Below are 21815 nucleotides of genomic sequence, written 5' to 3' on the forward strand. Positions count from 1 at the left end.
CGAAAGAGCACATCGACATGCACCGCTTCGCTTTTCCTGTCCTCGCGTTCGCCTCGGTCGCCGTCACCGCGACGGCGGCGTCGGCCCATATCGCCCTGAGCTCGCCGTTGCCGCGGCACGTCGAGCAGAAGTCCGGACCGTGCGGGGTCGGGCCGAACGACATGCGCGGGGCGGAGGTGGCGACCTTCCAGGGGGGCGAGACGATCATGGTCCGCTGGACCGAGACGGTCGACCACCCGGGGCACTTCCGGATCAGCTTCGACGACGACGGGCACGACGACTTCGCCGACCCGGCCGGCTACGACGACTTCTATTCGAACTCGGCGGTGCTGGTCGACGAGATCGCCGACAAGCAGGGGTCGCAGCAGATGTACGAGCAGGCGGTGACGCTGCCGCTGATGAGCTGCGACAACTGCACGCTGCAGCTCGTGCAGGTGATGACCGACAAGCCGCCGTACGAGGTCGGGACGAACGACCTCTATTACCAGTGCGCCGACATCGTGCTCATGGGCGCGGCGGAGACGACCGGGGAGGAGACGACCACCGGGGAGACGACGACGGGGGAGGAGACGACCGGCGACGCGAGCAGCGGCGACAGCGCCAGCGTCGGGACCACGACGTCGGGGGAGCCCGGCAGCTCGACCGGCGAGGACTCGCAGCCGACCACCGGCGGCGACGGGACGACGGCCGACGACGGGACGACGGCCGGCGACGGCACGACGGCCGCGAGCGGCAACGACAGCGAGGGGACAGGCAGCGCGACCGAGAACATGGCGGAGGGCGAGGGCGGCTGCGGGTGCCGCTCCGGCGGTGCAGGCGGCAGCGGGAGCGCGGCAGGGCTGTTGTTGCTGTTGGCTCGCCGGAGGCGGCGTGGTTAGCGGACGGACGGGCGCGAGACGGGTCGGCCTGGCGCTGGGCCTGGCGGGCCTGCCCGCGACGGCGCTGGCGCACATCACCCTGCTCGAGCCGGCGCCGCGCCATGATCAGCAGAAGCTCGGGCCCTGCGGTGCCGGCACCGACGACGCGCGCGGCGAGGTGGTGAGCACGTTCCGACCGGGGCAGACGATCACGGTGCGCTGGCAGGAGACGGTGCCGCACCCCGGGTACTTCCGCATCAGCTTCGACGACGAGGGGCAGGACGCGTTCGTCGATCCGCCCGAGGCCGGCCAGAGCGGCGATCCGGCGGTCGTGCTGGTCGATCTGGTAGCGGACAAGGACGGCCGGCAGACGTACGAGCAGGCGGTGACGCTGCCGGACGTGCGCTGCGACCGCTGCACGCTGCAGCTCGTGCAGGTGATGACGGACAAGGCGCCGTACGGGGACGGCAACGACCTCTACTATCAATGCGCGGACCTCGTGCTCAGCGACGACGCGCCCGAGACGAGCGAATCGCCTGCCGCCGACGACGCGAGCGGAGGCTGCCGCACCGGTTCGGCGGGTCCGCTGGCGCTGGTGCTGGTGCTCGGCCGGCGGCGCCGGCGAGCCTAGAACTGCAACGTGAGGCCGCCGGCGGCCGGCTTGACGCGGACGCGGGCGGTCCAGTCGTCGCGGTCGCGAGTGAAGCGCTCGTAGCGGACCGCGCCCACGGCGGTGAGCGGCATGCCGACGAGCATCATCAGGGCGCCGGGGATGAGGAAGTGAAGGCCGGCGTAGGGGCCACCAGGGGCCGGGCCCTCGGGAGGCGGCTGCGGGTTCATGACGAGGAGGGCGCCGACGATCGTGGTGGGGATCCCGAGGGCGAACAGGCTGGCGCCGACGATCAGCGACTTGAGCCCGCGCGGCTGCGGATACTGGAGGTCGATGCCGGCGACCGGATCCTGACACGGCTTGCCGGCCGCGGCCGCCCGCACCGGCAGGCGACAGGAGCGGAGTTTCGCGGTCGCGGTCGTCGGTGCGAGCGCGACCAGGGCAGCGAGCGAACACAGGCACAAGGCGCGGCGCATGAGCGGCTCCCGGTCGAGGACAGCGGTCTTGACCGCACCAGCGTCCGCGATGCTCGCGAGATCTGCAAGCGGGCAGTAGCCGGATGCGCGGCCTGCCGAGGCGTGCTACCGATGCGGCGTCAGGAGAGCGCCCATGATCCAGCAGGCCCTACTTCGCACCCTCGCCCTCGTCTTCGCCACCACAGTTGTGTTCGCCGGGGGCTGCAAGGACACCTCGGGAGCCGGCTCCGGCGTGCCCGGGACCGCCGACCCCGCAGGGACCGCAGGTGCGGGGGGCGGCGGCGCGCAGACGCCGGTCGAGGCCAAGCCGGAGACCACGCCGGAGACCACGCCCGTGGCCGCGACGGCCGGGGAGACGGCCTCGCCCTCGACTCCGCCCCGGCCGGACGACTCGACGACGGTGTTCGTCGAGTGCACGACCCGCTCGAGCATGTGCACGCGCGAGTACAACCCGGTCTGCGGCAAGCTGACCGACGGCTCGCGCAAGTCGTTCTCGAACAAGTGCGTGGCGTGCGGCGACCATGCGGTGGTCGGCTACTCGCCGGGCGCGTGCCCCGAGCCGCCGCCGACCTGATGCGCGTGCGCGGCGGCGGGGCCACCCGAGTCGCGTCTGGCCGAGGGCGAGACCGTGATTAAACACAAACGGCCTCCACCTCGGGTGCGAGGCGGGGCCGTCGTGGCGCGCTTCAGCTCTATTTTTTCGAAGCCACTTTCCGGACTCGAACCGGAGACCTGCTGATTACGAATCAGCTGCTCTACCAACTGAGCTAAAGTGGCGCACCTCGTTGGAAGAGCTTTCCGCGCGCTGAGGGTCGGGCTTTTACACTTCTCCCCGGCGCGCGTCAAGCCCTTTCGCAACCTTGGGCGCGCCTTCCGGGGGCCTCGGCGACGACAGCGCCGCGTCGCCGCCGATCTCGCGCTCTTTCCCGGTTGCAATTTGCGCTCCGCTCTCCTGCCGGACGGGTGTGAGGACGGAGTCGGCGGCGGCACGTCTTCTGCCGCGTTCTCGCTGTCAGTATCTCGACGACGCCGCCTTGCGCTCGGGGTGGAGCGTCGTGTGGATGGACATGCCCGCAGCGACATGTCCTCGGGGACCGGTGGCGGCGCGCGCCTCGGCGCTGCCCCGGTAAATGAGCAGGGCGACGGCGCTGCCGGGGCGGGAGCCGCCGTCGCGGAAGTGGGCCTGGACCTGCACGCGCCAGTGGTGGTCGTCGTGCTTCTCCATGCGGCAGGTGAAGCCGAGCATCGCGTCGTCGACCGGGCGCTGACTCGGGACGTCGGACGGGAGCACGACCCACCACCAGTCGCCGACCTGGGTGCCGTCGTACACGCGGTAGAGCTCGCCGTCCTGCACGTTGACGGCGTAGGCCGACGGGATGGGTCGTGGCGTCGGACAGTCGCCGGCGTCCGCGGCGATGCGCTTGGCGTCACTCTGATTCACGGCTCACCTCCTATGCGGCTCTACGGTGAAAAAGGCCGCTTCTCCGGCAAGTGAGCCCGGCTACGAGCGGCGCGGCGGGTCAGCCGCGGTCGGCGGCGCCTCGCCGGCCGCGAGATGGACCGGGTCGGTGGCTTCGGCACACCGCGGCGACCGTCGACTCGCGGGCAGCTGCGGCGAGGCGGCGGCGCTGGCGAGAGGGCGAGCGGCGCCGATCCGCGCGCGGGCGGAGAGGCAAGCCACGGGACGCGGCGCGGCGCGGTCGGTGTGCGTCCATGTCGAGGCGGGACCCATCCGCGGCAGCGCGGGCATGAGCTCGTTGCGCAGGAGCTCGCGCGCATGTCCGAAAGGGCGTGCGCGCGGGTCGACTTCGTGGCGCAGGACCTCGCGGGGAAGGTGGGCGGGAGCGGCCGCGCGGGCCCGAGCTCGTGGTGCAGGATCTCGTGCATGTCCCGGAGGACAGGAGCCCTGCGGAGCAGGAGGTATGACGCTTGCCTGTCCAAGAGGACAAGGTCGTGTCGTCCTGGACGGACAGACGGCCCCTGCGCGGGCTGACTTCGTTTCGGGAGCGGGCGCGTGCCCGTCAGGGTTCGACCCGTACGGGGACGTGAACGCCTCCGCTTACATGTCCGAAAGGTAATGCTTTACAAGACATGTCCTAATAAACATGTCCCGTCGGCGGTTGGGCTCCTAGGCTGCGGGCGACGGCGGCGCGGAAGTAGTCGAGGCCGTGCTCGTCGTCGCGGCCGCGGACGTGCTGGAAACATGTCCGCGAGGACATGTCTCTCGGTGGTCCGGCTCAGAAGCGGCGGGCGAAGGCGGCGCGGAAGTAGTCGAGGCCGTGCTCGTCGTCGCGGCCGCGGACGTGCTGGAAACATGTCCGCGAGGACATGTCTCTCGGTGGTCCGGCTCAAAAGTTGCGGGCGACGGCGGCGCGGAAGTAGTCGAGGCCGTGCTCGTCGTCGCGGCCGCGGACGTGCTGGAGACATGTCCGCGAGGTCATGTCCTGCGGTGGTTCGACTCAGAAGCTGCGGGCGACGGCGGCGCGGAAGTAGTTGAGGCCGAACTCGTCGTCGAAGCCGCGGGCGTACTGCAGCATGAGGTCGATGGCGTCGCCGTAGCCGAGCTTGAAGCTGGCGATGAAGCTGGCGCCGACGCCCCACTTCAGCATCTGGCGCGTGAACTTCTCGCCGTTGGCGCCCCAGGCGGCGCCGAGGTCCATGAACGGGGCGAGGGTCAGGCGGCGCAGGAAGCCGGGCAGGGTGCCGAGGCCGCGCTCGACGTCGGCCAGCGGGATCCGGTACTCGACGTTGAGCACGCCGTAGTAGCGGCCGGGGAACGCGAACGGACGATAGCCGCGCAGGTTGCCCCAGTCGCCGTAGGCCGAGCGGAGGAGGAAGCTGCGCAGGACCTCGTTCTGCTGGGAGGTGCCGCCGAGGTAGAACGGCGAGCGCCGCCCGAGCGTGCCGGCCGAGGCGGCGCCCTCGAGCGAGATCCCGAGCACCTGATGGCCGCGCCACGGCATGCGCAGCATCTCGACGTAGCGACCGCTGACCCAGACGTCGGCGTAACGACCGCCGAGGTGCGGGTCGATGAGGTTGACGTTGATGCTGGCGGCGCGCCCGGTCTCGTTGCCGTAGGCGTAACGGGTGCTGCGGCGGCTGTCGTAGTCGAGGGCGAAGCCGACCGAGCCGAGGCCGCCGAGGTCGGGCAGCGAGGAGGCGGGGGCGTTGGGATCGACGGCGGGGACGTTGCTGGCGTTGGCGTAGTGGGTGTACGCGTAGCTGATGCTGGCGAAGGCGTTGTGGACCGGGTGGCGGACCACCGGCACGCTGACGGAGGCGCGCGCGGTGGTGATCCGCTCGTCGTAGCCGCGCTGCAGGTAGGACGGCGGGGTGGCGCCGGGCAAGAGGTCGTCGGGGTAGCCGTACTCGTAGCGCTCGAAGCTGCCGCGGCGGGCGTAGTCGCGGCTGACGAGCACGCGGAAGGTCGGCAACAGGCGCGCGTACTCGTAGACGATCGAGCCGCTGGGGGCGCCGAAGGCGGTGTTGTAGCCGCCGTTGATCGAGAGGGTGTGGAACTGCAGGACGTCGCTGACGCCGATCGAGGCGCCGATCTCGGTGCCGAAGCTGCCGGAGGTGGCGGCGGCCAGCGCGGAGGGGAAGATCGTGCGCGGGAAGAAGGTGCGGTAGGCCTTGTAGCGCTGGCTCTTGAGGCTGACGGGCCGGCCGCGATCGCCGACCTCGTCGGGGGTCGGGTCGTCGATCGCGGGCAGCGGATCTTGCACCGGCAAGGGCTCGAAGAACTCGGCGGGGTCGAGCTTCATGACCCAAAGGTCATATCCGTGGGCGGTGAAGCCGACGTAGACGAGGCGCTTGCCGTCGTGGCTGACGACCGGCTCGAAGGCGCCGCCGAGGACGTTGGTGACCTGGTGGACGCGGGCGGTGGCGACCTCGTAGGCGTAGATGTTGAAGACGCCGTCGCGGTCGCTGTTGAAGAGGACGTACCTGCCGTCGGGGGTCCAGCTCGGCTCGCTGTCGAGGAAGCGGTCGGCGGTGGCCCGCAAGGTGGTCTGCGTCTCGCGGTCGTAGATGTAGATGTCGCGCATGCCGCCCTCGCGGAAGGCGGAGTAGGCGACCTTCTTGCCGTCGGCCGACCACCTCGGCGCCGTGACGACCTGGATCCGCTCGAGCGGGGCGACCTCGGTCACTTCTTTGGTCGCGAGGTCGAGGAAGGCGAGGCGCGCCTGGGCCGAGTCGTTGCGCGAGAAGACGACGGTGCGACCGTCGGGCGAGACGTGCGGGTCCCGGGCGCGCGCGCCGAAGGTGAGCTGCTCGAGGTCGCCGGGGTTCTGCCGCACGTCGCGCGCGCCCGGGGCCGGCGGCCGCCAGCGCCACAGGTCGGTCCAGGAGTAGCGCAGGTCGTGGACGCCCCAGACCTCGAAGACCATGTCCTCCGAGACTCCGACGAAGGAGGCGGAGCCGGCGTCCTGCAGCTCGACGATCCGCTCGACGCCGACGGTCTGACCCTGCTTGCCGATGCCGACGCCCTCGCGGATCGCCCCGCCGGTGCTGCGGATCCGCCGGATCCCGGGGTTCGAGTGGCCGTCGTCCTCGAAGTAATAGATGTGCTGATCGTCGGGCGACCAGAACGGGTGCCGCACGAAGTTGCCCGAGGCCTGGGCCGAGGTGGTGAAGGTGATCCGGCGACCCTCGCGGATCCCCCGCGCCCGGATCGCGCGCGCCTGGCCCTGGAAGCGCCGCACGGTGTCGAGCTCGAACTCCTCCCACAGCTTCTCCCAGCTGACGCCGAGGACCTTCTCGACGGCGCGGTTGATGGCGAACGGGAGGGTCTGGCCGCCGTAGACGTGGTTGAGCTCGGCGAGCTTGTCCTCGCCGTAGCGGTTGCTGATGTAGCGCAGGAGGTAGAGGCCGTAGAGGTAGACGCTGCTGCCGTGCGGGAAGATGTTGGCGCCGGAGGAGACGCGATCGATCGGGATGAAGCCGTGCTCGAGGATCGGGGCCCGCAGGTACATCTCCCACTGGGTGTGCCGCCCGCGACCCTGGCTGGTGAGGCGCGACTCCTCGTGGCTGGCGAGGCCCTCGACGTACCACCGCGGCTGGATGACGTTGGGCTGCCAGACCTTGCCGGCGCGCCCGAACCCGAGCAAGGCGTTGATGAGCCGCGGGATGCCGTGGGTGGTGTCGAGATGGACGATGTGCGTGTATTCGTGGGTCAGGAGGATGTCGATCCAGTCGTCGTATCCCTCGAGCACGGACATCGAGTCGGGGGCGGTGACGTAGGCGACGATCCGCGGGTACGGGCTGGTGTTGGCGAGGCCGTTGGCGGCGTCGGTGTGGTCCTGGTAGACGACGTGAGTCTTGAGCCACGGCGAATGCGAGAGGCTGGTCGCAAGCCGCTCGTGCGCCCGCTCGAGCACCATGGCGGCCTTCTCGGCGGCGTACTCGTTGCCCTGGTAGTAGTGGATGTAAAAGTGGTCGGTCTCGAGGGTGCGCCAGCGTGGGTCGCGCGAGGCGGCCTGGGCGGGCCGCCCGACGAGACAGGCGAGCACGAGCCCGAGCAGCGCGAGGAGGCCGTGCACGCGGCGAGGTGCACGGACAGGGCGCGAGGCGGACGCGGGCGCGGAGCGATCGCGGGTGCGCGAGGTCGGGGGCGCGTGGGGACCGGCGATCGTGACGCCGCCGGCGGTCGGCGAGGCTCGCCCGCGCCGCGCCAGGACCCCGCGCGAGCGGCGAGGAGCACGGGCAGGGCGCGACGCGGACACGGGCGCCAAGCCTAACAGGACGGTCCGCCGGCCGGGACGCGAAGCCGCCGCGATCGTCGGGGCGCGAGGTCGGTGGCGCGCATGGGGGGGCGGTCGTGGTGCTGCCGGCAATCGGCGGCGCCCCGGGCGCGCAGACGGGTATGCCGGCGATCGGCGGGAGGGAGTGAGTCGCGTCGGTGGCTCGAGGGGGAGCGGCCCTGGCGAAGCGTGAACGGCGAGACGTGGATCGTCGCGGGATCGAACGCGGGCCGACGAGTGCTTCAGGTGTCCGGGGGACGGGCCCGTGGCTGCGGCGATCTACGGGGCGGCGGAGCCGGTCGGTCGCAGTTGCGAGCGGTGCTTGCGTGGCGTGGTGCTACGGTCGGTCAGCGGCGGCCTGTCGCAGGACGGGGGGTCGCGAGCGGGCGATCTGCGCGGGGTGATGCTTCGGGCGGTCAGCGGCGGCGCTGGTCCGTGGCACGACGGGGGTCGTGAGCGGTGATTGGCGCGGCGTGGTGCTTCGCGCGCGAGGGGCGTGCGAGGCGGTCGTCGGCGGGGCGGGCGAGGAGGGTCGTCGGCGGGGCGGCGGAGGTCGTGCGGAGCGGGACAGCGGGGCTGCAGCGGTGGGGCTGCGGCGGTCACGGGCTGGCGTCGGTGCAGGCGCCGGCGTAGCAGCCGAAGAAGGGCGCGCAGTCCTTGTGGCTGGCGCAGGGGTCGCCCTCCTGGCCGTCCCGGCACTGACCGAGGACGCACACGGGCGAGGTGGGGCCGCAGTCGTGGTCGTTCTTGCAGGGATCGCCCTCGTTGCCGTCGTAACAGACACCCGCGACGCAGCTCGGGGTGAAGTCGGCGCAGTCGCCGTCGTTGTCGCAGGGGTCGCCCTCGTCGCCGTCGTGACACTGATGATCGTGATCGGCGCAGTACGGGGCCTGGTCGGGACAGTCGTCGTTCTCGAAGCAGAGCTGGCCCTCGCCGATCGGCGCGGGCGGAGCCGTGGTCGTGGTGAGGCCGCCGGTCGGATCGGGCGCTCCGGTGGTCGTGGTGGTGCCGTCCGCGGGGGGTAGGTCGGGCGGGGTGACGCCCGAGGTGGTGCCGGTGCCGGTGGTGGGGTCGACAGGTTCGGAGCCGGTGGTGGTGGTGCCGGTGCCGGTCGAATCGGTGGGCGCGACCGGCGGGGCCTCGGTGCCGGCAGGGGCGGCCGTGGTGAGGCCAGGCGGCGGTCCGGCGGTGTCGGTGACGCCGACGCCGAACCCAGACGGCTTCTCCGGCTCGACGCAGGCCAGGAGCGTCGCCAGACCGAGGGGCAAATACACGATGTGTCGCATGATCGAGCCTCGCTGGATCGTGGCTGTCCGTCCCCAGCATGTGCCCACATTTCCGCGCGGCATGATCAATTTCTATTGATGTGACCGGCACGCCGAACCTCCGTGAAATGGCGCGCTGGAGGGCTGGGCGGGGGAATCGAGGCAAAGAAGGCGGATTCGATGGGCGCGTTTTCGCGCCGGAGTCAATGTGCGGTGTGGCGGTCACGACATGGGTCGGCCGCGGAGGCGCGCGTGGTGACGCGAATCATGACTGTGCATCGTGGGCCGAAGGCGGCACGAGCGTGCGCCCGAGCACGCGCGGCGAGGTGCTGCGGGTAGCGAGGTGCGGGTGAGGGTCGCAGGCTCGCGGCGTCGGAGCTCGCGAGGGGAGCCGGTCGATGCCGGCGTTCACGAGCAGGGCGAATGCGGGGCGGCGCTCGTGGCGGCGTTCACGAGCAGAGTGATTGCGGGTGCGCTCGTGGCTGCTTCGGGGGCGGCGATCAGAGCGGCTGCGGGGCGGCGCTCGCGGCTGCTTCGGCGCGGCGCTGGGCGGCACGGACGTGGGCCCACAGGCACATCAGGGCGGCGGGGGTGATGCCGGGGATCCGCGCGGCCTGGCCGGTGCTGGTCGGGCGCACGCGGGCGAGCCGCTCGGCGGCCTCGGTGGTGAGGCCGGGGAGGCGGCGGAAGTCGGTGTCGGGGTCGATCGGGAGGTCGGCCGCGCCGCCGCGCATGACCCGGATCTCCTTCTCCTGCCGCTCGAGGAAGCCGGCGTAGCAGCGCTGCGCCTCGGCCCGCTCGGTCAGCCAGGCGGGGGCGTCGGGGTCGGGGCGCGCGAGCAGCTCGCGGACGCGCTCGACGCGGGCGCGGGCCCTGTCGTAACGGACATGGTCGATGAGACCTGCTGCAAAGGACATGTCCGAAAGACGGGCGTCGGCGTTGTCCTCGCGCAGCAGCAGGCGGTACTCGGCGCGCGCGGTGAACATGCGGTACGGCTCGTCGCAGCCCTGGGTGACGAGGTCGTCGATCATGACGCCGGTGTAGGCGTGCTCGCGGCCGAGGACGAGCGGGGGGCGGCCGAGCGCGGCCAGAGCCGCGTTGGCGCCGGCGACGAGGCCCTGGGCGCCGGCCTCCTCGTAGCCGGAGGTGCCGTTGATCTGGCCGGCGAACCACAGGCCGGGGACGGCGCGCGCGCGCAGGGTGTGGTCGAGGTCGCGGGCGTCGACGGCGTCGTACTCGACGGCGTAGCCGGGGCGCAGCATGACGGCCCGCTCGAGGCCGGGGATCGTGCGGATGAAGGCCTCCTGCACGTCGGCGGGCAGGCTGGTCGAGATCCCGCCGGGATAGACGCTGTCGGTGGCGAGACCCTCGGGCTCGAGGAAGATCTGGTGGCGGTCGCGGGCGGCGAAGCGGACGATCTTGTCCTCGAGCGAGGGGCAGTAGCGCGGGCCGCGGCCGACGACCTGGCCGCTGTACATGGCCGAGCGGTGCAGGTTGGCGCGCACGAGCTCGTGGGTCGCCTCGGTGGTCCAGGTGATCCAGCACGGGACCTGGGCGAGCACCGGCGGGGGGCCGTCGTCGGGCAAGGTGAAGCGCGGCAGCGGGTCCTCGCTCGGCTGCTCCTCGGTGCGCGCGTAGTCGATGGTGCGGCCGTCGAGCCGCGCAGGGGTGCCGGTCTTGAGCCGGCGCAGGGCAAAACCGAGGGCGCGCAGGTGCTCGGACAGGGCCAGGGCGGGCGGCTCGCCGACGCGGCCGCCCGGGGTGGTGCGCTCGCCGGTGTGCAGCAGGCCGCCGAGGAAGGTGCCGGTGGTGACGACGACGGCGTCGCCGGAGACGAGGGTGCCGTCTTCGAGGACGACGCCGCGGGCCCGCTCGCCTTCGAGGTGGACGGCGGCGACGAGGCCCGCGAGGACGCGCACGCGCGGGTCGCCGAGGAGGGCGGTGCGGGCGTACTCGCCGTAGCGGGCCTTGTCGACCTGGACCCGGGTGCTGCGCACGGCCGGGCCCTTGGAGCGGTTGAGGACGCGCCCGTGGATCGCGCAAGCGTCGGCGGCCCGGCCCATGAAGCCGCCCATGGCCTCGATCTCCTTGACCAGGTGACCCTTGGCGACGCCGCCGATGCTGGGGTTGCACGGGGTTTGGCCGATCGTGGCGAGGCTGCCGGTGACGACGAGGACGCGCGCGCCGACCCGCGCCGCAGCGAAGGCGGCCTCCAGCCCGGCGTGTCCGGCTCCGACGACGATGACGACGGGCTCCACGGCGGCGCGAGGGTAGCAGACCGCGGCGAGGGTCAAAGCGGGCGCAAGGGGGCGCACGGCGGCTGGCGCGTGTTCGCGCGTCGTGGTATGAGGCCGCGGCCGGGGAAGGGACGCGCCGTCGGCAGAGCAGCTGATTCGTCGTCAGCAGGTCTGCGATTCGAGCGCTCATTATCGCTGTACGACGGCCGAGCCGTCGTTTGGGCTGCCGATGGGGCATCGGCGATTCGGCGGGGGGCGCGTTCGTGCGCCGCGAGCCGGGTCGGGCAGTTCGCGGCGGGCGGGGCGCGCGTTGGTGCGCGTCCGTGGAGCCATTCGCCGGCAGGTGGGCTATCTTTGCCGACGTGACGGGCTTCGTCTCGATCGTCGGCGCCGGTCCCTGGGACCCCGAACTCCTCACCCTGGCCGGTCGCGAGCGGCTGACCCGCGCGGACGTGGTGATCGCGGATTACCTGGTCAACCCGGCGCTCTTCACTCATTGCCGCGCGGACGTCCACCTGTTCCAGCGCACGGAGAGCCCGCACGCCGGAGCCCACGGCGAGCCGGTGCCGGACCAGGAGGCGATCAACCGCCTGATGGTCGAGCGCGCGGCCGCCGGCCTGTACGTGGTCCGCCTCAAGGGCGGCGACCCGATGGTGTTCGGCCGCGGCGCCGAAGAAGCCGAGGTGCTGGCGGCCCGCGGGATCCCGTTCGAGTTCGTGCCCGGGGTGAGCGCGGCGATCGCCGCGCCCGAGGCGGCCGGCATCCCGGTCACGCACCGCGATCACGCGCCCTGCGTCAGCCTGGTGTCGGGCTACGAGGCGTACGAGAAGGGCGGTCGGGCGGTCGACTGGGAGCTCCTGGCCAAAGGGACAGGCACGCTGGTGCTGATGATGAGCGTCCGCAACTGCCGGCAGAACGCGGACCGGCTGATCGCGGCCGGGCGCGACCCGGCGACCCCGTCGGCGGTGATCCGCTGGGGCACCCGCGGGATCCAGCGCACCGTGATCGCGCCGCTGGCCCAGATCGCCGACCGCGTCGAGGCCGAGGGCCTGCGCCCGCCGGCGGTGATGGTGGTCGGCAGCGTGGTCGACCTGCGGCGGACGACGCAGTGGTTCGAGCGCCGGCCGCTGTTCGGCAAGCGCGTGGTGGTGACGCGGGCCCGCCATCAGGCCAGCGAGCTGCTGCAGCTGCTCGCCGGTCAAGGCGCCGACGCGGTGTCGGTGCCGTGCCTCGACATCGCGCCGCCGGAGGACCTGTCGGCGCTGAGCGGGGCGGCCCAGAGCCTCGACGAGGTCGACGGGGTGATCCTGTCGAGCCCGAACGGGGTGCGCGCGTGGTTCGACGCGCTCGCGGGGCTCGAGCTCGACGTCCGGGCGCTGCACGGCAAGTGCCTGGCGGCGATCGGCACCGGCACGGCCAATGCGTGCTGGGAGCGCGGGATCCGGCCCGACATCGTGCCGTCGGCGGCCCGCTCGGAGGGGCTGGTCGAGACGCTGGCGTCGCGCGGGCTGCTGGCCCGGCGCTGGCTGCACGTGCGCGCCGACGAGGGCCGCGACCTGATCGCGGAGGCGGTGCGCGCGGCCGGCGGGACCTACCGGCTGGTGATCGGCTACCGCGTGATCCGCCCGAAGGTGCCGAGTCTGCTGACGCGCTCGCTGCTGCCGCCCGAACACGGCGGCGAGGGCACCGACGCGATCTGCTTCGCCAGCGGCAAGACGGCGCGTCACTTCGTGGAGACGCTGACGGAGGCCCACGGCGAGGCGCTGACCCGCGAGGTCCTGCGCCGCGCGCGGCTGATCGCGCTCGGGCCGGTGACGGCGGGGGCGCTGGAGTCGATGGACCTGCGCCCCGACGCGGTCGCGGGCGGGCTGACCGACGAGGCGATGCTGTCGGCGGTGGTCGAGGCGATGAGCCGCGGGTAGGACCGACGGGCAGGACGGCGATCGCGGGTGCGCGGGGGCGTTCGCGCCCCGGGACGGGTCGCCGGGCATTTGTCCGTTGCCGGGCGGACCGGTATCGTCGGGCGATGAGCTTTCTCCGCGAGTTCGCGGCGAGCGAGGCCGAGGCGCGCACGGCCCTGACGCTGCGGTGGCTGGCGGAGCGCCCGCGCGAGCTGTTCGCCGAGCTGCAGCGCGAGCGGCCGATCTTCGCGGCGCCGGGCGTCGTGGTGGTGACGCGCCAGGCCGAGGCGCTCGAGGTGCTGACGCGCGGCGATGTGTTCTTGGGACATGCCCTCGAGGCCAGGCGACAGCCGCTGTTCGGCGGGTTCTCGCTCGACGAGCGCGAGGGGCCGCGCGCCGCGGTGGAGGCGGCGCTGGTGCGGCTGTGCGTGCGCGGGGACGACGCGGACCGGGTGGCGGCGATCAGCCACGCGGCGGCCACGGCGGCGGTCGCCGCCGGCTGCCGTCAGGGCGGGTTCGACGTGGTGCGAGATCTGGCCCACGTGGTGGCGGGTCGCGTGGCCGCCGAGTACCTCGGGGTCAGCGGTCCGGAGGAGACGACGCTGGTGCGGTGGGTCGAGGCGATCGCCCGCGACATCGAGCGCAATCCGACGAGCGACGGCGAGATCCACGAGGAGGCGCGCGCAGCCGCGGCGGAGCTCGGCGGCTACACCGACACGATGGTGGCGTCGCGCAGGGCTCAGCGGTCGTCGGGCCGGATGGCCGGCGACGACGTGCTGGGGCGGCTGGTGGCGCTGCAGAACGTGGCCCACCTGCGGCTCGAGGAGCGCCGTCTGCGGGAGGTGCTGCTGGGTCTTCTGGTGGCCGGCGTGGAGCCGATCGCGGCCGCGATCGCGCTGGCGATCGGCGAGCTGATCGACCGCCCCGGGGCGCTGCAGGTGGCTCGCTCGGCGGCGGCGAGCGGCGACGACGACAAGCTGTGGGCGGTGCTGCGCGAGGCGCTGCGGTTCTCGCCGCCGCGCCTGACGGTGGCGCGGATCTGCGGGCAGAGCCATCACCTGGCCCAAGGGACAGCCGACGAGGTGGTCGTGCCCGCGGGCGCGACGGTGGTGGTGGCGACCGCGGCCGCGGCCTTCGACCCCGCGCGCGTCGACGAGCCGGAGCACTTCCGCGTCGATCGCCCGGAGCACCCCGACTTCCTGTTCGGCGAGGGGCCGCACGCGTGCCTGGCCCGCCAGGTGGCGACCGCGGCGATCCGCGAGGGCTGCAAGGCGCTGCTCGGCCGCGAGTTCCGCCTGTCGGGGCCGCTGCGGCGCGACGGCGGGCGACCGATCGCGTTCCCGGTCGAACTGGCGCCGCTGCGCGCGGGCGGCTGAGGCCGGCGCCGGACGGGACGGCCGGGCGCGGCCGCGCCTGCGAGGGTCTGTCCTTCGGGACATGTGACGGCGGCGGGCGAGCGCGGGTCGGGGGCGACCTCGGGCGACGGCAGGTCGAGGCCGGCGGCGGACACGACCGGGCCGGCGCGGCGCGGGGACGAGCGCCCGGGCGAGGAGCAGGGGGCGCGGCCGCGGCTTCGAGGGCTGTCCTTCGGGACATGTGGCCGTCGCGGGCGAGCGCGGGGCCGTCGACCGCTCGGGAGCGGCGGCCGCGAGGTCGATGAGGCTGTTCTTTTGGACAGGTCGGGCGCGTTCGGACGACGACCCGATCGGTGCAAGCGAGCCGTCGCCGTCGGGACCCCCACGGGCGAGCCGCTGCGGAAGGACGAAGACGGGTCGGCGAACTCGAGTTCGCGGCCGCGGCGGTCTGGTCGTTCGGCCAGGTCATGCGAGCCAGCGGGCTCGTGCATGGGTGGCGCACCTAGCGCCCAACGCCCCGCCGCGGCTCGAAGAGGCTGGCGCCGAGACCGCGGCGAGCCCGGCGATGGGCCGCAGAAGGCCGTTTGGGCCGGTTCTACGGCGAGGTGCGGGAAGCGTCGCCGGCGTGCAGGTGCGTGCCGCCGCGCTCGTGCCATGGAGAAGCCATGACGACAGGGCAAAACAGTTTCTCCACCGACATCGCGACCATCCGCAAGCGAGCGCGCGAGCACCTCGAGCAAGGGGCGCTCACGCCCAACTACGGCGCAGACGTCGAGACGGCGATCCGCGTGCTCAACGAGGCGCTGGCGACCGAGATCGTGTGCGTCCTCCGCTACCGCTTCCACGCGGTCACGGCGACCGGCATCGCCAGTGAATCGGTGAAGGCCGAGTTCGAGGAGCACGCGCAGGAAGAAGAGGCGCACATGCTGTGGATCGCCGAGCGGATCAACCAGCTCGGCGGTAAGCCCAACTTCAACCCCGACGGCCTCTCGAGCCGCTCGGCGTCGCAGTACGTCGAGGGCAAGAACCTGGTCGACATGATCAAGGAAGACCTGGTGGCCGAGCGAATCGCCATCGAGACGTATCGCGAGATGATCCGCTACTTCGCCGACCACGACCCGACCACGCGGATGCTTCTGGAGAAGATCCTCGCGCAGGAAGAGGAGCACGCCAACGACATGCACGACCTGCTGGTCGCGCACGAAGGCAAGCCGATGCTCGATCACTAGGCGCCCGGGGCGTCGGTGAGGCGGTGCCCGAACGGAATGTTTTGGGATCCGTCGGGTGGTCCGGCTGCCGGCGCCGAGGGCCGGGTGCTCAGGCGTCGCTCTCGACGATGCCGCGCAGGCAGCCGCCCTGGCGGCGATCGAACGCGGCGCTGATCCTCGTCAGCAGGCACTCCTCGGCGCCGTCGACGAGGCGGATGACGGGCAGGCGTCGCCTGCCCCCAGAGCTGGAACGCCTCGGACGAGTGCAGTCGGAGCGCATGAAGCACGCGCGCATGCCAGCGGAAGAGGCGAACGGCGGAGATGTCCCCCGGGACATGTCCGGCGTTCGACCGGCCGCGGCGAGATCATGAGCGCCACGAGGCGAGGGCGGCGAGGGTCACGAGCGCTGACCGGGCGACGCCGGGTCAGGGCGGCGGGCGCGAGATCTGTTCGTCGAGCCAGGCGAGCGCCTCGGGCTCGTTGCCGAACAGGCGGAAGGTGCCGGTGCGCCCGCTGAGGCGCAGCATCAGGTTGATGGCCGCGCGGACGAGGGGGCTGCTGGTGACGGTGCACATCGGGGCCGTCTCGCCCGTGCTCTGCAAGTGCTTGCGCGCCTCGCTGGTGTACTCGGTGCCGCGGAGGACCACGGACATCGAGGGCTTCATGTAGTAGGGGCCGCCCTTGCCGAAGCTGTCGACGAACTGCCTGGCCTCGGCGAGGCCGAACTCTCCGGAGACGGCCACGCGCACGTACGGGCGACCTCGAGGCGTCAGGAGCTCTTCGAAGGCGATGGGCATGGGTCGGGCTCGCGCGAGGGCGGCCGCTCCCAGCCTCGACTCGCGGGTTTCATCTTAAGAAGGGGCGCAGCGGGGGGTCAATCTCGCCGCGGGGGGTCTGTGGCTGGGGTGCGCTGCGCGCTGGTAGGCGGGCCGGCGGCGCGGTCGCACCTGCGGGGCGGATCCGGCGTGTTCTCGCGCGGGCGTGCCTCGGGGTGGATGTCGAACGGATGGTCGGCCTCCTCGGCGGGCGCGTCGGCGTCGGCGGCCGTCGCTCCTGCGATCGAGCGGCGGTGAGGGGTGCGGGACCCGATCGGCCGCGGTCATGCGGCGGTGCGGGTCCGCGCGGGCGAGCGGCTGGAGGTGCTCGGGGACCTGTCGAAGGGGGCATGCCCGCGAGAACATGGCGCGTGGCGCATGTCCGGAGCGTCAGCCGCCCCAGAAGGCGACGACGTCGGCGATCGTGTCGCGCGGGCGCAGCACGGTGACGTCGCCGCCGTCGAGGCCGAGGGCCAGCGGGATCGCGCGGCTGCAGTAGCGCGACCACATCGACACGGTGTAGGCGCCGGTGTCGCGGATCAGCACGTGATCGCCGACGGACAGCGGCGGGAGCGGGAGGTCGCGGGCGAGCACGTCGCCGCCGAAGCAGAGCGGGCCGGCGAGCGTGGTGGCGACGGGGTCGCCGGCGAGCGGCCGGCCGTCACGGCCGAGGGCGAGGAAGTCGTGGTGCCACTCGTGAGGGCGGTAGACGCGGCGCACGAACAGGTCGGCGCCGACGTGCAGGACGGCGACGGGGCCGGGCTTGACGACCTCGACGCGCGAGACGACAAAGCCGCAGTCGGCGAGGAGCGAGCGGCCGAACTCGGTGACGAGCAGGACGTCGCCGTGAAACAGGTCGGGGACGGCGGCGCGCAGGGCGGCGGCGTAGGCGGCGGGGGTGAGGCGCGGGGCGTCGTCGCGGTACTGCGCGGGCAGCCCGCCGCCGAGGTCGAACATGTCGATCGGGACAGGGCGGGTCGCGACCAGCTCGCGCCGCAGCTCCCACACGCGGGCGACGCCGTCGACGAGCTCGGGGATCGTGGTGCCCTGCGAGCCGATGTGGACGTGCAGGCCGGTGAGGAAGCGGTGGCGGGCGAAGGCGTCGCGGATCTCGGCCTCCTGCGACAGCGGGACGCCGAAGCGGCTGCCGCGGTGGCCGACGCTGGTGAGCGCAATGCCGGCCTCGGCGAGCTCGGGGTTGATCCGCAGGCCGATCCGGCTGGCGCTGGCGGGCGTGTGGAGGGCGGCGATCCGCTCGAGCTCGGGGAGGTTGTCGGCGTTGATCCGCAGGCCCAGGCGCAGCGCCTCGGCCAGCTCGGGCTCGGTCTTGGCGGGCGAGTCGAAGACGATCCGGTCGGGGCTGCAACCTGCTCGAAGGGCCAGGTGAACCTCCTCGATCGAGGCGGCCTCGAGGCCGGCCCCCGCGGCCACGGCGACGCGCAGGACCTTCAATAGGGGGTTGGCCTTGATCGCCACGGTGTGCAGGGCGCGCGGGGCGGCGAAGGCTGCCCCGAGGGCGTCGAGCTTGGCGCGCAGGCGATCGAGGTCGTGGACGAGGACGGCCGGCTGGTCGCCGTGGCCGGCCGCCCGCACGCGGCGGAAGGCCTCGACGAGCTGTTCGGGCGCAGGACGGACGTCGACGGCGTGCGGCACGGCGGGCAGGGTCGCCCAAGTCGCGCGCGGGCGCCAGAGCGGCGACGCCGGGGCTTACGCGTCGAGGGGCCGGGTCGCGGGGAGCGAGCGGCGCCGGGTCGCACGAGTCGCGCGCGAGCGCCGGGGCTCACGCGCGGAAGGCCGGGTCGCGGGGAGCGAGCGGCGCCGGGTCGCACGGGTCGCGCGCGAGCGCTCGGCGCTGAAGGCCCCGTCGTGGGGTAGGTGCGCGGCGGGTCGCCCGTGTTGCGTCGAGCGGGGGGTCGCAGCACGCCCGCTGAAGCCTGCGTCGCGTGAAGCGAGGCGCGCCGCGTCGCCTCAGTTGCGCTCGCTGGTGAGGATCGCCTTGGCGGCGTCGTGGCCGCTCTGGACGGCGGACTCGATGGTGGCGGGGAGGCCGGTGCGGACCCAGTCGCCGGCCATGTAGAGGCCGCGGACGGGGCCGGTGACCTCGGGGCGGCAGTGGTAGGTGCCGGCGGCGTGGGAGATGGTGGCGCGCTTCTCCTTGATGACCTTGAAGCGCTTGATCTTCGGGCCCTGCGGGCCGGCCGCGGGGAAGTAGCGCTGCAGCTCGGACTGCAGCAGCGCCTGCAGGGTCTCGGGCGGGTCGTCGACGCAGGCCCGGGCCGCGCTGATCGTGCAGTTCATCATGACCTCGCTGCCGACCTCGCCCTCGATCTGCGAGCGGTTGAACATCCAGTGCAGCGGGCCGGCGACCAGGCCGACGAACGGATCGTCGAAGGGGGCGCGGTCGACCGAGAACCACAGGTTGACGATCGGCGACGGGCGCAGGCGGGCGATGTCCTGATAGACAGGGTGGCTCGGCAAGGTCCCCGGGAGCATGTCCAGGAAGGCCTGCGGGGGGACGGACGAGACGACCACGTCGGCGGCGAGGGTGTCGCCCGACTTGAGGGTGACGCCGGTGACGCGGGAGTTCGTGACCTCGAGCGCGCGCACCGACTCGCCGAGGCGCAGCTCGCAGCCGCGGGCGCGCAGGTAGGCCAGCGCCTGCTCGACGTAGAGGCGCGACAGCGGGACCTTGGGCACGCCGAGGCGCGAGGCGTCGCGGCTGGTGAGGAAGGCACGGTCGAGCACCGCGGTGAACATCGCCGCCGACGAGACGAGCGGGTCGTCGTTGAGGGTGCCCCAGATCAGCGGGTCCCAGAAGGCGTTGCGCAGGGTCGGCGTCTGGCCGAGGCGGCGCAGCCAGCTGTCGCAGGTCTCGTTGTCGTCGGGCCGCTGGACCTCGCCGCGCAGCATGAGGCCGGCGCGCAGGGCGGCGGCCTTGTCGAGCACGCCGAGGCCCCGCATGGCCAAAAGGCCGGTCGCGAGGTGCAGCGGCGCCGGCAAGGCCGGGCACTGCAGGTGCAGCCGCTTGCCGCCCGGCTTCACCATCGTCACCTCGAGGTTCTTCTGGAAGTAGACGCCGTCGGTGCTGTCGATCGTGCGCAAGAACGCCAGCGTCTCGCGGTAGCAGCCCATCATCAGGTGCTGGCCGTTGTCGACCTCGCGGTCGAGGGTGGCGTCGTGGAACGAGCGGGCCCGGCCGCCGCCGGCGCGGGTGGCCTCGATCAGGGTGACGACCCGGCCGGCCTCGGCCAGCCGCACGGCGGCGGACAGGCCGGCGAGGCCGCCGCCGATCACGATGACGCTGCGGGTGCTTTCGGACATGGCGAAAAAGACATTCTCGAGAGGACAGGGCCGAGGCGACAGGTCCAGAGGGACATGGCCGCAAGGACAGGACGCTCAGGACAGGACGCTGGCGCCGGCGCGGGCCAGCGCGAGGGCGGCGACGCGGAGCTTGTCGCGGCGGCGCAGCGAGGCGCGGCGGGTGAACACGTTGTAGTTGCGGGCCCGGATCTCCTGCAAGATCTCGTAGTAGGTGCGGCCCATGATCTCGGCCGGCAGGAGGCGGCGCTGCTGGATCTCCGGCAGCAGCGCCCAGGCGGCGTGGTACTCGCGCTCGGCGGCGGCGGCGAAGTCGGCGGCGGCGCCGACGAACCGGCCGTCGTAGCGGTAGTTGAAGATGTCGTCCGGCGTGAGGCCGTGGCGGGCCAGCAGCTCGAGCGGGAGGTAGATCCGGCCGCGCGCGGCGTCCTCGGCGACGTCGCGGAGGATGTTGGTGTACTGCAGCGCGAGCCCGAGGTGCTCGGCGTAGCGGCGGGCCGGCTCGCGCTGGTCCTTGAAGATCGCCACGCACAGGAAGCCGACGCACGAGGCGACGCGGTAGCAGTACAGCCGCAGCTGCTCCATGTCGTCGTAGGTGCTGCGGTCGAGGTCCATGGCCACGCCGGCGATGATCTCGTCGAAGGCCTCGCGCGGGTAGTGGAAGTGCTTGTTGCTCTCGGCGAGCTGGCGCCCGAGCTCGGTGTGCGGCGGGTCGTCGTCGACGTAGGCGTCGCCGTAGATCCGCGCGACCTCGGCGCTCCAGCCGGCCAGCGCGCGGCGGGCCGCCTCCTCGCCCTCGGGCCCGGGCGCGCGCTCGTCGACGATGTCGTCGACGACGCGGCAGAACTCGTAGACCTGCTGCAGGCCCTCCCGCTGCTCCGGGCCCAGGAACAGGAACGCGAACTTGAAGTTCGAGTTGGAGCGCTGCACCAGCCGCCGCCACAGGGCGACGGCGCCGCCGGGGATCGTGCGCGCGAGTTCCATGAGCCGGGCCATCGCGCGGTCTAGACCTCGCCGCGGAGGAAGCGGCGGCCGAACGAGAAGATCGAGCGCGCGGCGATGCCGAGCATGTCCTGCTTCTCGAGGGTGGGGCGGAAGCCGAGCACCTCGTAGTCGAGGTCCTCGATGCGCTGGAGGATCGCCATGCCGCCGCGCCAGGTCGCCTCGAGCTCCATCGACAGGCCGGGCTCGACCCGGCGGATCAGCGGGTAGCCGCGGAGGAACATGCTGCGGCAGCGCGAGACCGAGAACGCCATCAGCTCCTTGAAGGCGCGGGTGTGCCGGCCGGCGAGCAGGTCCTCGCGGGTGACGCTGAAGTGGACGAGGTCCTCCTCGGGCAGGTAGCAGCGGCCGCGCGGGGTGTCGACGCTGAGGTCCTGCAGGAAGTTGGCGATCTGCAGGGCGGCGCAGATCTCGTCGCTGAAGCGGTGCAGCTCGGGCTCGTGGTGGCCGTGGACGTAGAGCACGAGCTGGCCGACCGGGTGGGCCGAGTGCTTGCAGTAGTGGCGCAGCTCGGCGAACGTGCCGTAGCGCTTCTGCGTGAGGTCCATGCGGAAGGCGGTCAGCAGCGCCTTGAACGGGCCGATCGGGATGTTGTGCCGGCGCACCGTGTCGCGCAGCGCGAGGAACACCGGGTGCTGGACCTCCTTGTGGTAGGCCGCGACCAGCAGCTGCTCCCAGCGATCGAGGGCGTCGACGCGGCGGGTCTCGAACCGCGGCTCGTCGGCGAAGTCGTCGGCGGTGCGGGCGAAGGCGTAGATCGCCATGATGTTCGGCCGCAGGTGCGCCGGCAGGAAGCGCGAGGCGACCGGGAAGTTCTCGTAGTGCGTGGTGGCCATGCGCTCGCAGTAGCGGTAGGCCGTCTCGAGGGTCCACGGCCCGGGCGGGGCGCCGTCGGGCGAGCTGACGCGCTGCCCCTCGAGGTCGCCTTCGGGAGGCGGAGGGACGCAGAAGAGGCGGGGTTCCGTGGCGCTGACCATGACGGTTTCTCCGAGGAGTGACAGGCGAGGCGAAGTGGTAGTGCGCGGCGTCG

At 72.7% G+C, this 21815-nt stretch carries 17 protein-coding genes and 1 tRNA gene; 6 read left to right on the top strand and 12 right to left on the bottom strand.

Annotated features, from left to right (window positions below):
• The first annotated feature begins 17 nt into the window (after nt 1-17).
• Nucleotides 18-878 carry an SCE4755 family polysaccharide monooxygenase-like protein gene (locus NAEX_RS46160; RefSeq protein ID WP_170136608.1) on the top strand — a complete coding sequence of 287 codons (861 nt, stop codon included), beginning with the start codon at nt 18-20 and terminating at the stop codon, nt 876-878.
• Nucleotides 871-1488, top strand: a complete 618-nt coding sequence (locus tag NAEX_RS46165) for an SCE4755 family polysaccharide monooxygenase-like protein (protein ID WP_170136609.1) — start codon at nt 871-873, stop codon at nt 1486-1488. Before NAEX_RS46160 ends, NAEX_RS46165 begins: the two co-directional genes overlap by 8 nt.
• On the opposite strand, the gene NAEX_RS46170 is transcribed toward NAEX_RS46165, so the two are convergent.
• On the bottom strand, nt 1485-1943 hold the full coding sequence (locus NAEX_RS46170; protein WP_096334306.1) for a hypothetical protein: 459 nt from the start codon (nt 1941-1943) through the stop codon (nt 1485-1487). The two genes, NAEX_RS46165 and NAEX_RS46170, sit on opposite strands and share 4 nt — an antisense overlap.
• A 133-nt stretch (nt 1944-2076) precedes the next feature.
• On the opposite strand from NAEX_RS46170, the gene NAEX_RS52620 reads away from it, so the two are divergent.
• Nucleotides 2077-2517 carry a Kazal-type serine protease inhibitor family protein gene (locus tag NAEX_RS52620; protein WP_177325855.1) on the top strand — a complete coding sequence of 147 codons (441 nt, stop codon included), beginning with the start codon at nt 2077-2079 and terminating at the stop codon, nt 2515-2517.
• 130 nt (nt 2518-2647) lie between these two features.
• Here the strand turns inward: NAEX_RS52620 and NAEX_RS46180 are convergent.
• The 6 genes from NAEX_RS46180 to mnmG form a co-directional block, all read right to left on the bottom strand.
• Nucleotides 2648-2720: transfer RNA gene (locus tag NAEX_RS46180), tRNA-Thr, on the bottom strand.
• A 235-nt stretch (nt 2721-2955) separates the two neighbouring features.
• Nucleotides 2956-3384, bottom strand: a complete 429-nt coding sequence (locus NAEX_RS46185; protein WP_096334308.1) for a hypothetical protein — start codon at nt 3382-3384, stop codon at nt 2956-2958.
• Nucleotides 3385-4039: 655 nt separating this feature from the next.
• A complete protein-coding gene (locus tag NAEX_RS54195; RefSeq protein WP_256253988.1) occupies nt 4040-4162 on the bottom strand; it encodes a hypothetical protein in 123 nt (40 codons plus the stop codon).
• Nucleotides 4163-4402: 240 nt separating this feature from the next.
• The gene (locus NAEX_RS46195) at nt 4403-7483 is read right to left on the bottom strand and encodes a PD40 domain-containing protein (protein ID WP_096334310.1); all 3081 of its coding nucleotides are present in this window, start codon (nt 7481-7483) and stop codon (nt 4403-4405) included.
• A gap of 800 nt (nt 7484-8283) precedes the next feature.
• Complete coding sequence (locus NAEX_RS49265) at nt 8284-8958, bottom strand: hypothetical protein (RefSeq protein WP_143140163.1); 675 nt, start codon at nt 8956-8958, stop codon at nt 8284-8286.
• 491 nt (nt 8959-9449) lie between these two features.
• Nucleotides 9450-11207 (bottom strand): tRNA uridine-5-carboxymethylaminomethyl(34) synthesis enzyme MnmG, encoded by a 1758-nt coding sequence (mnmG, locus tag NAEX_RS46205; protein WP_096334474.1) that lies wholly within the window; start codon nt 11205-11207, stop codon nt 9450-9452.
• A gap of 341 nt (nt 11208-11548) precedes the next feature.
• Between mnmG and cobA the strand changes: the two genes are divergently transcribed.
• The 3 genes from cobA (at nt 11549) to NAEX_RS46220 (ending at nt 15671) form a co-directional block, all read left to right on the top strand.
• Complete coding sequence (gene cobA, locus NAEX_RS46210) at nt 11549-13108, top strand: uroporphyrinogen-III C-methyltransferase (RefSeq protein ID WP_143140162.1); 1560 nt, start codon at nt 11549-11551, stop codon at nt 13106-13108.
• Nucleotides 13109-13212: 104 nt separating this feature from the next.
• Entirely contained in the window at nt 13213-14463 is a 1251-nt protein-coding gene (locus tag NAEX_RS46215) for a cytochrome P450 (RefSeq protein ID WP_096334312.1), read from the top strand.
• 644 nt (nt 14464-15107) lie between these two features.
• Nucleotides 15108-15671 (top strand): ferritin-like domain-containing protein, encoded by a 564-nt coding sequence (locus NAEX_RS46220; RefSeq protein WP_096334313.1) that lies wholly within the window; start codon nt 15108-15110, stop codon nt 15669-15671.
• Between the two features lie 404 nt (nt 15672-16075).
• Here the strand turns inward: NAEX_RS46220 and NAEX_RS46230 are convergent, their stop codons facing one another.
• The 5 genes from NAEX_RS46230 to hpnC all read right to left on the bottom strand — a co-directional run bounded on the left by NAEX_RS46230 (nt 16076) and on the right by hpnC (nt 21762).
• Nucleotides 16076-16447, bottom strand: coding sequence for a hypothetical protein (locus NAEX_RS46230; protein ID WP_096334315.1), 372 nt, complete (start codon nt 16445-16447; stop codon nt 16076-16078).
• Between the two features lie 408 nt (nt 16448-16855).
• Nucleotides 16856-18118: a type III PLP-dependent enzyme domain-containing protein gene (locus NAEX_RS46235; RefSeq protein ID WP_245914023.1), complete on the bottom strand. Its 1263-nt coding sequence runs from the start codon at nt 18116-18118 to the stop codon at nt 16856-16858.
• 315 nt (nt 18119-18433) lie between these two features.
• Nucleotides 18434-19786: a hydroxysqualene dehydroxylase HpnE gene (gene hpnE, locus NAEX_RS46240; protein ID WP_096334316.1), complete on the bottom strand. Its 1353-nt coding sequence runs from the start codon at nt 19784-19786 to the stop codon at nt 18434-18436.
• A gap of 75 nt (nt 19787-19861) precedes the next feature.
• The gene (locus NAEX_RS46245; protein WP_170136610.1) at nt 19862-20767 is read right to left on the bottom strand and encodes a squalene/phytoene synthase family protein; all 906 of its coding nucleotides are present in this window, start codon (nt 20765-20767) and stop codon (nt 19862-19864) included.
• Between the two features lie 20 nt (nt 20768-20787).
• The gene (hpnC, locus tag NAEX_RS46250) at nt 20788-21762 is read right to left on the bottom strand and encodes a squalene synthase HpnC (RefSeq protein ID WP_096334318.1); all 975 of its coding nucleotides are present in this window, start codon (nt 21760-21762) and stop codon (nt 20788-20790) included.
• Nucleotides 21763-21815: the final 53 nt, after the last annotated feature.

The sequence above is a fragment of the Nannocystis exedens genome, assembly GCF_002343915.1.
GTDB classification, from domain to species: domain Bacteria; phylum Myxococcota_A; class Polyangia; order Nannocystales; family Nannocystaceae; genus Nannocystis; species Nannocystis exedens.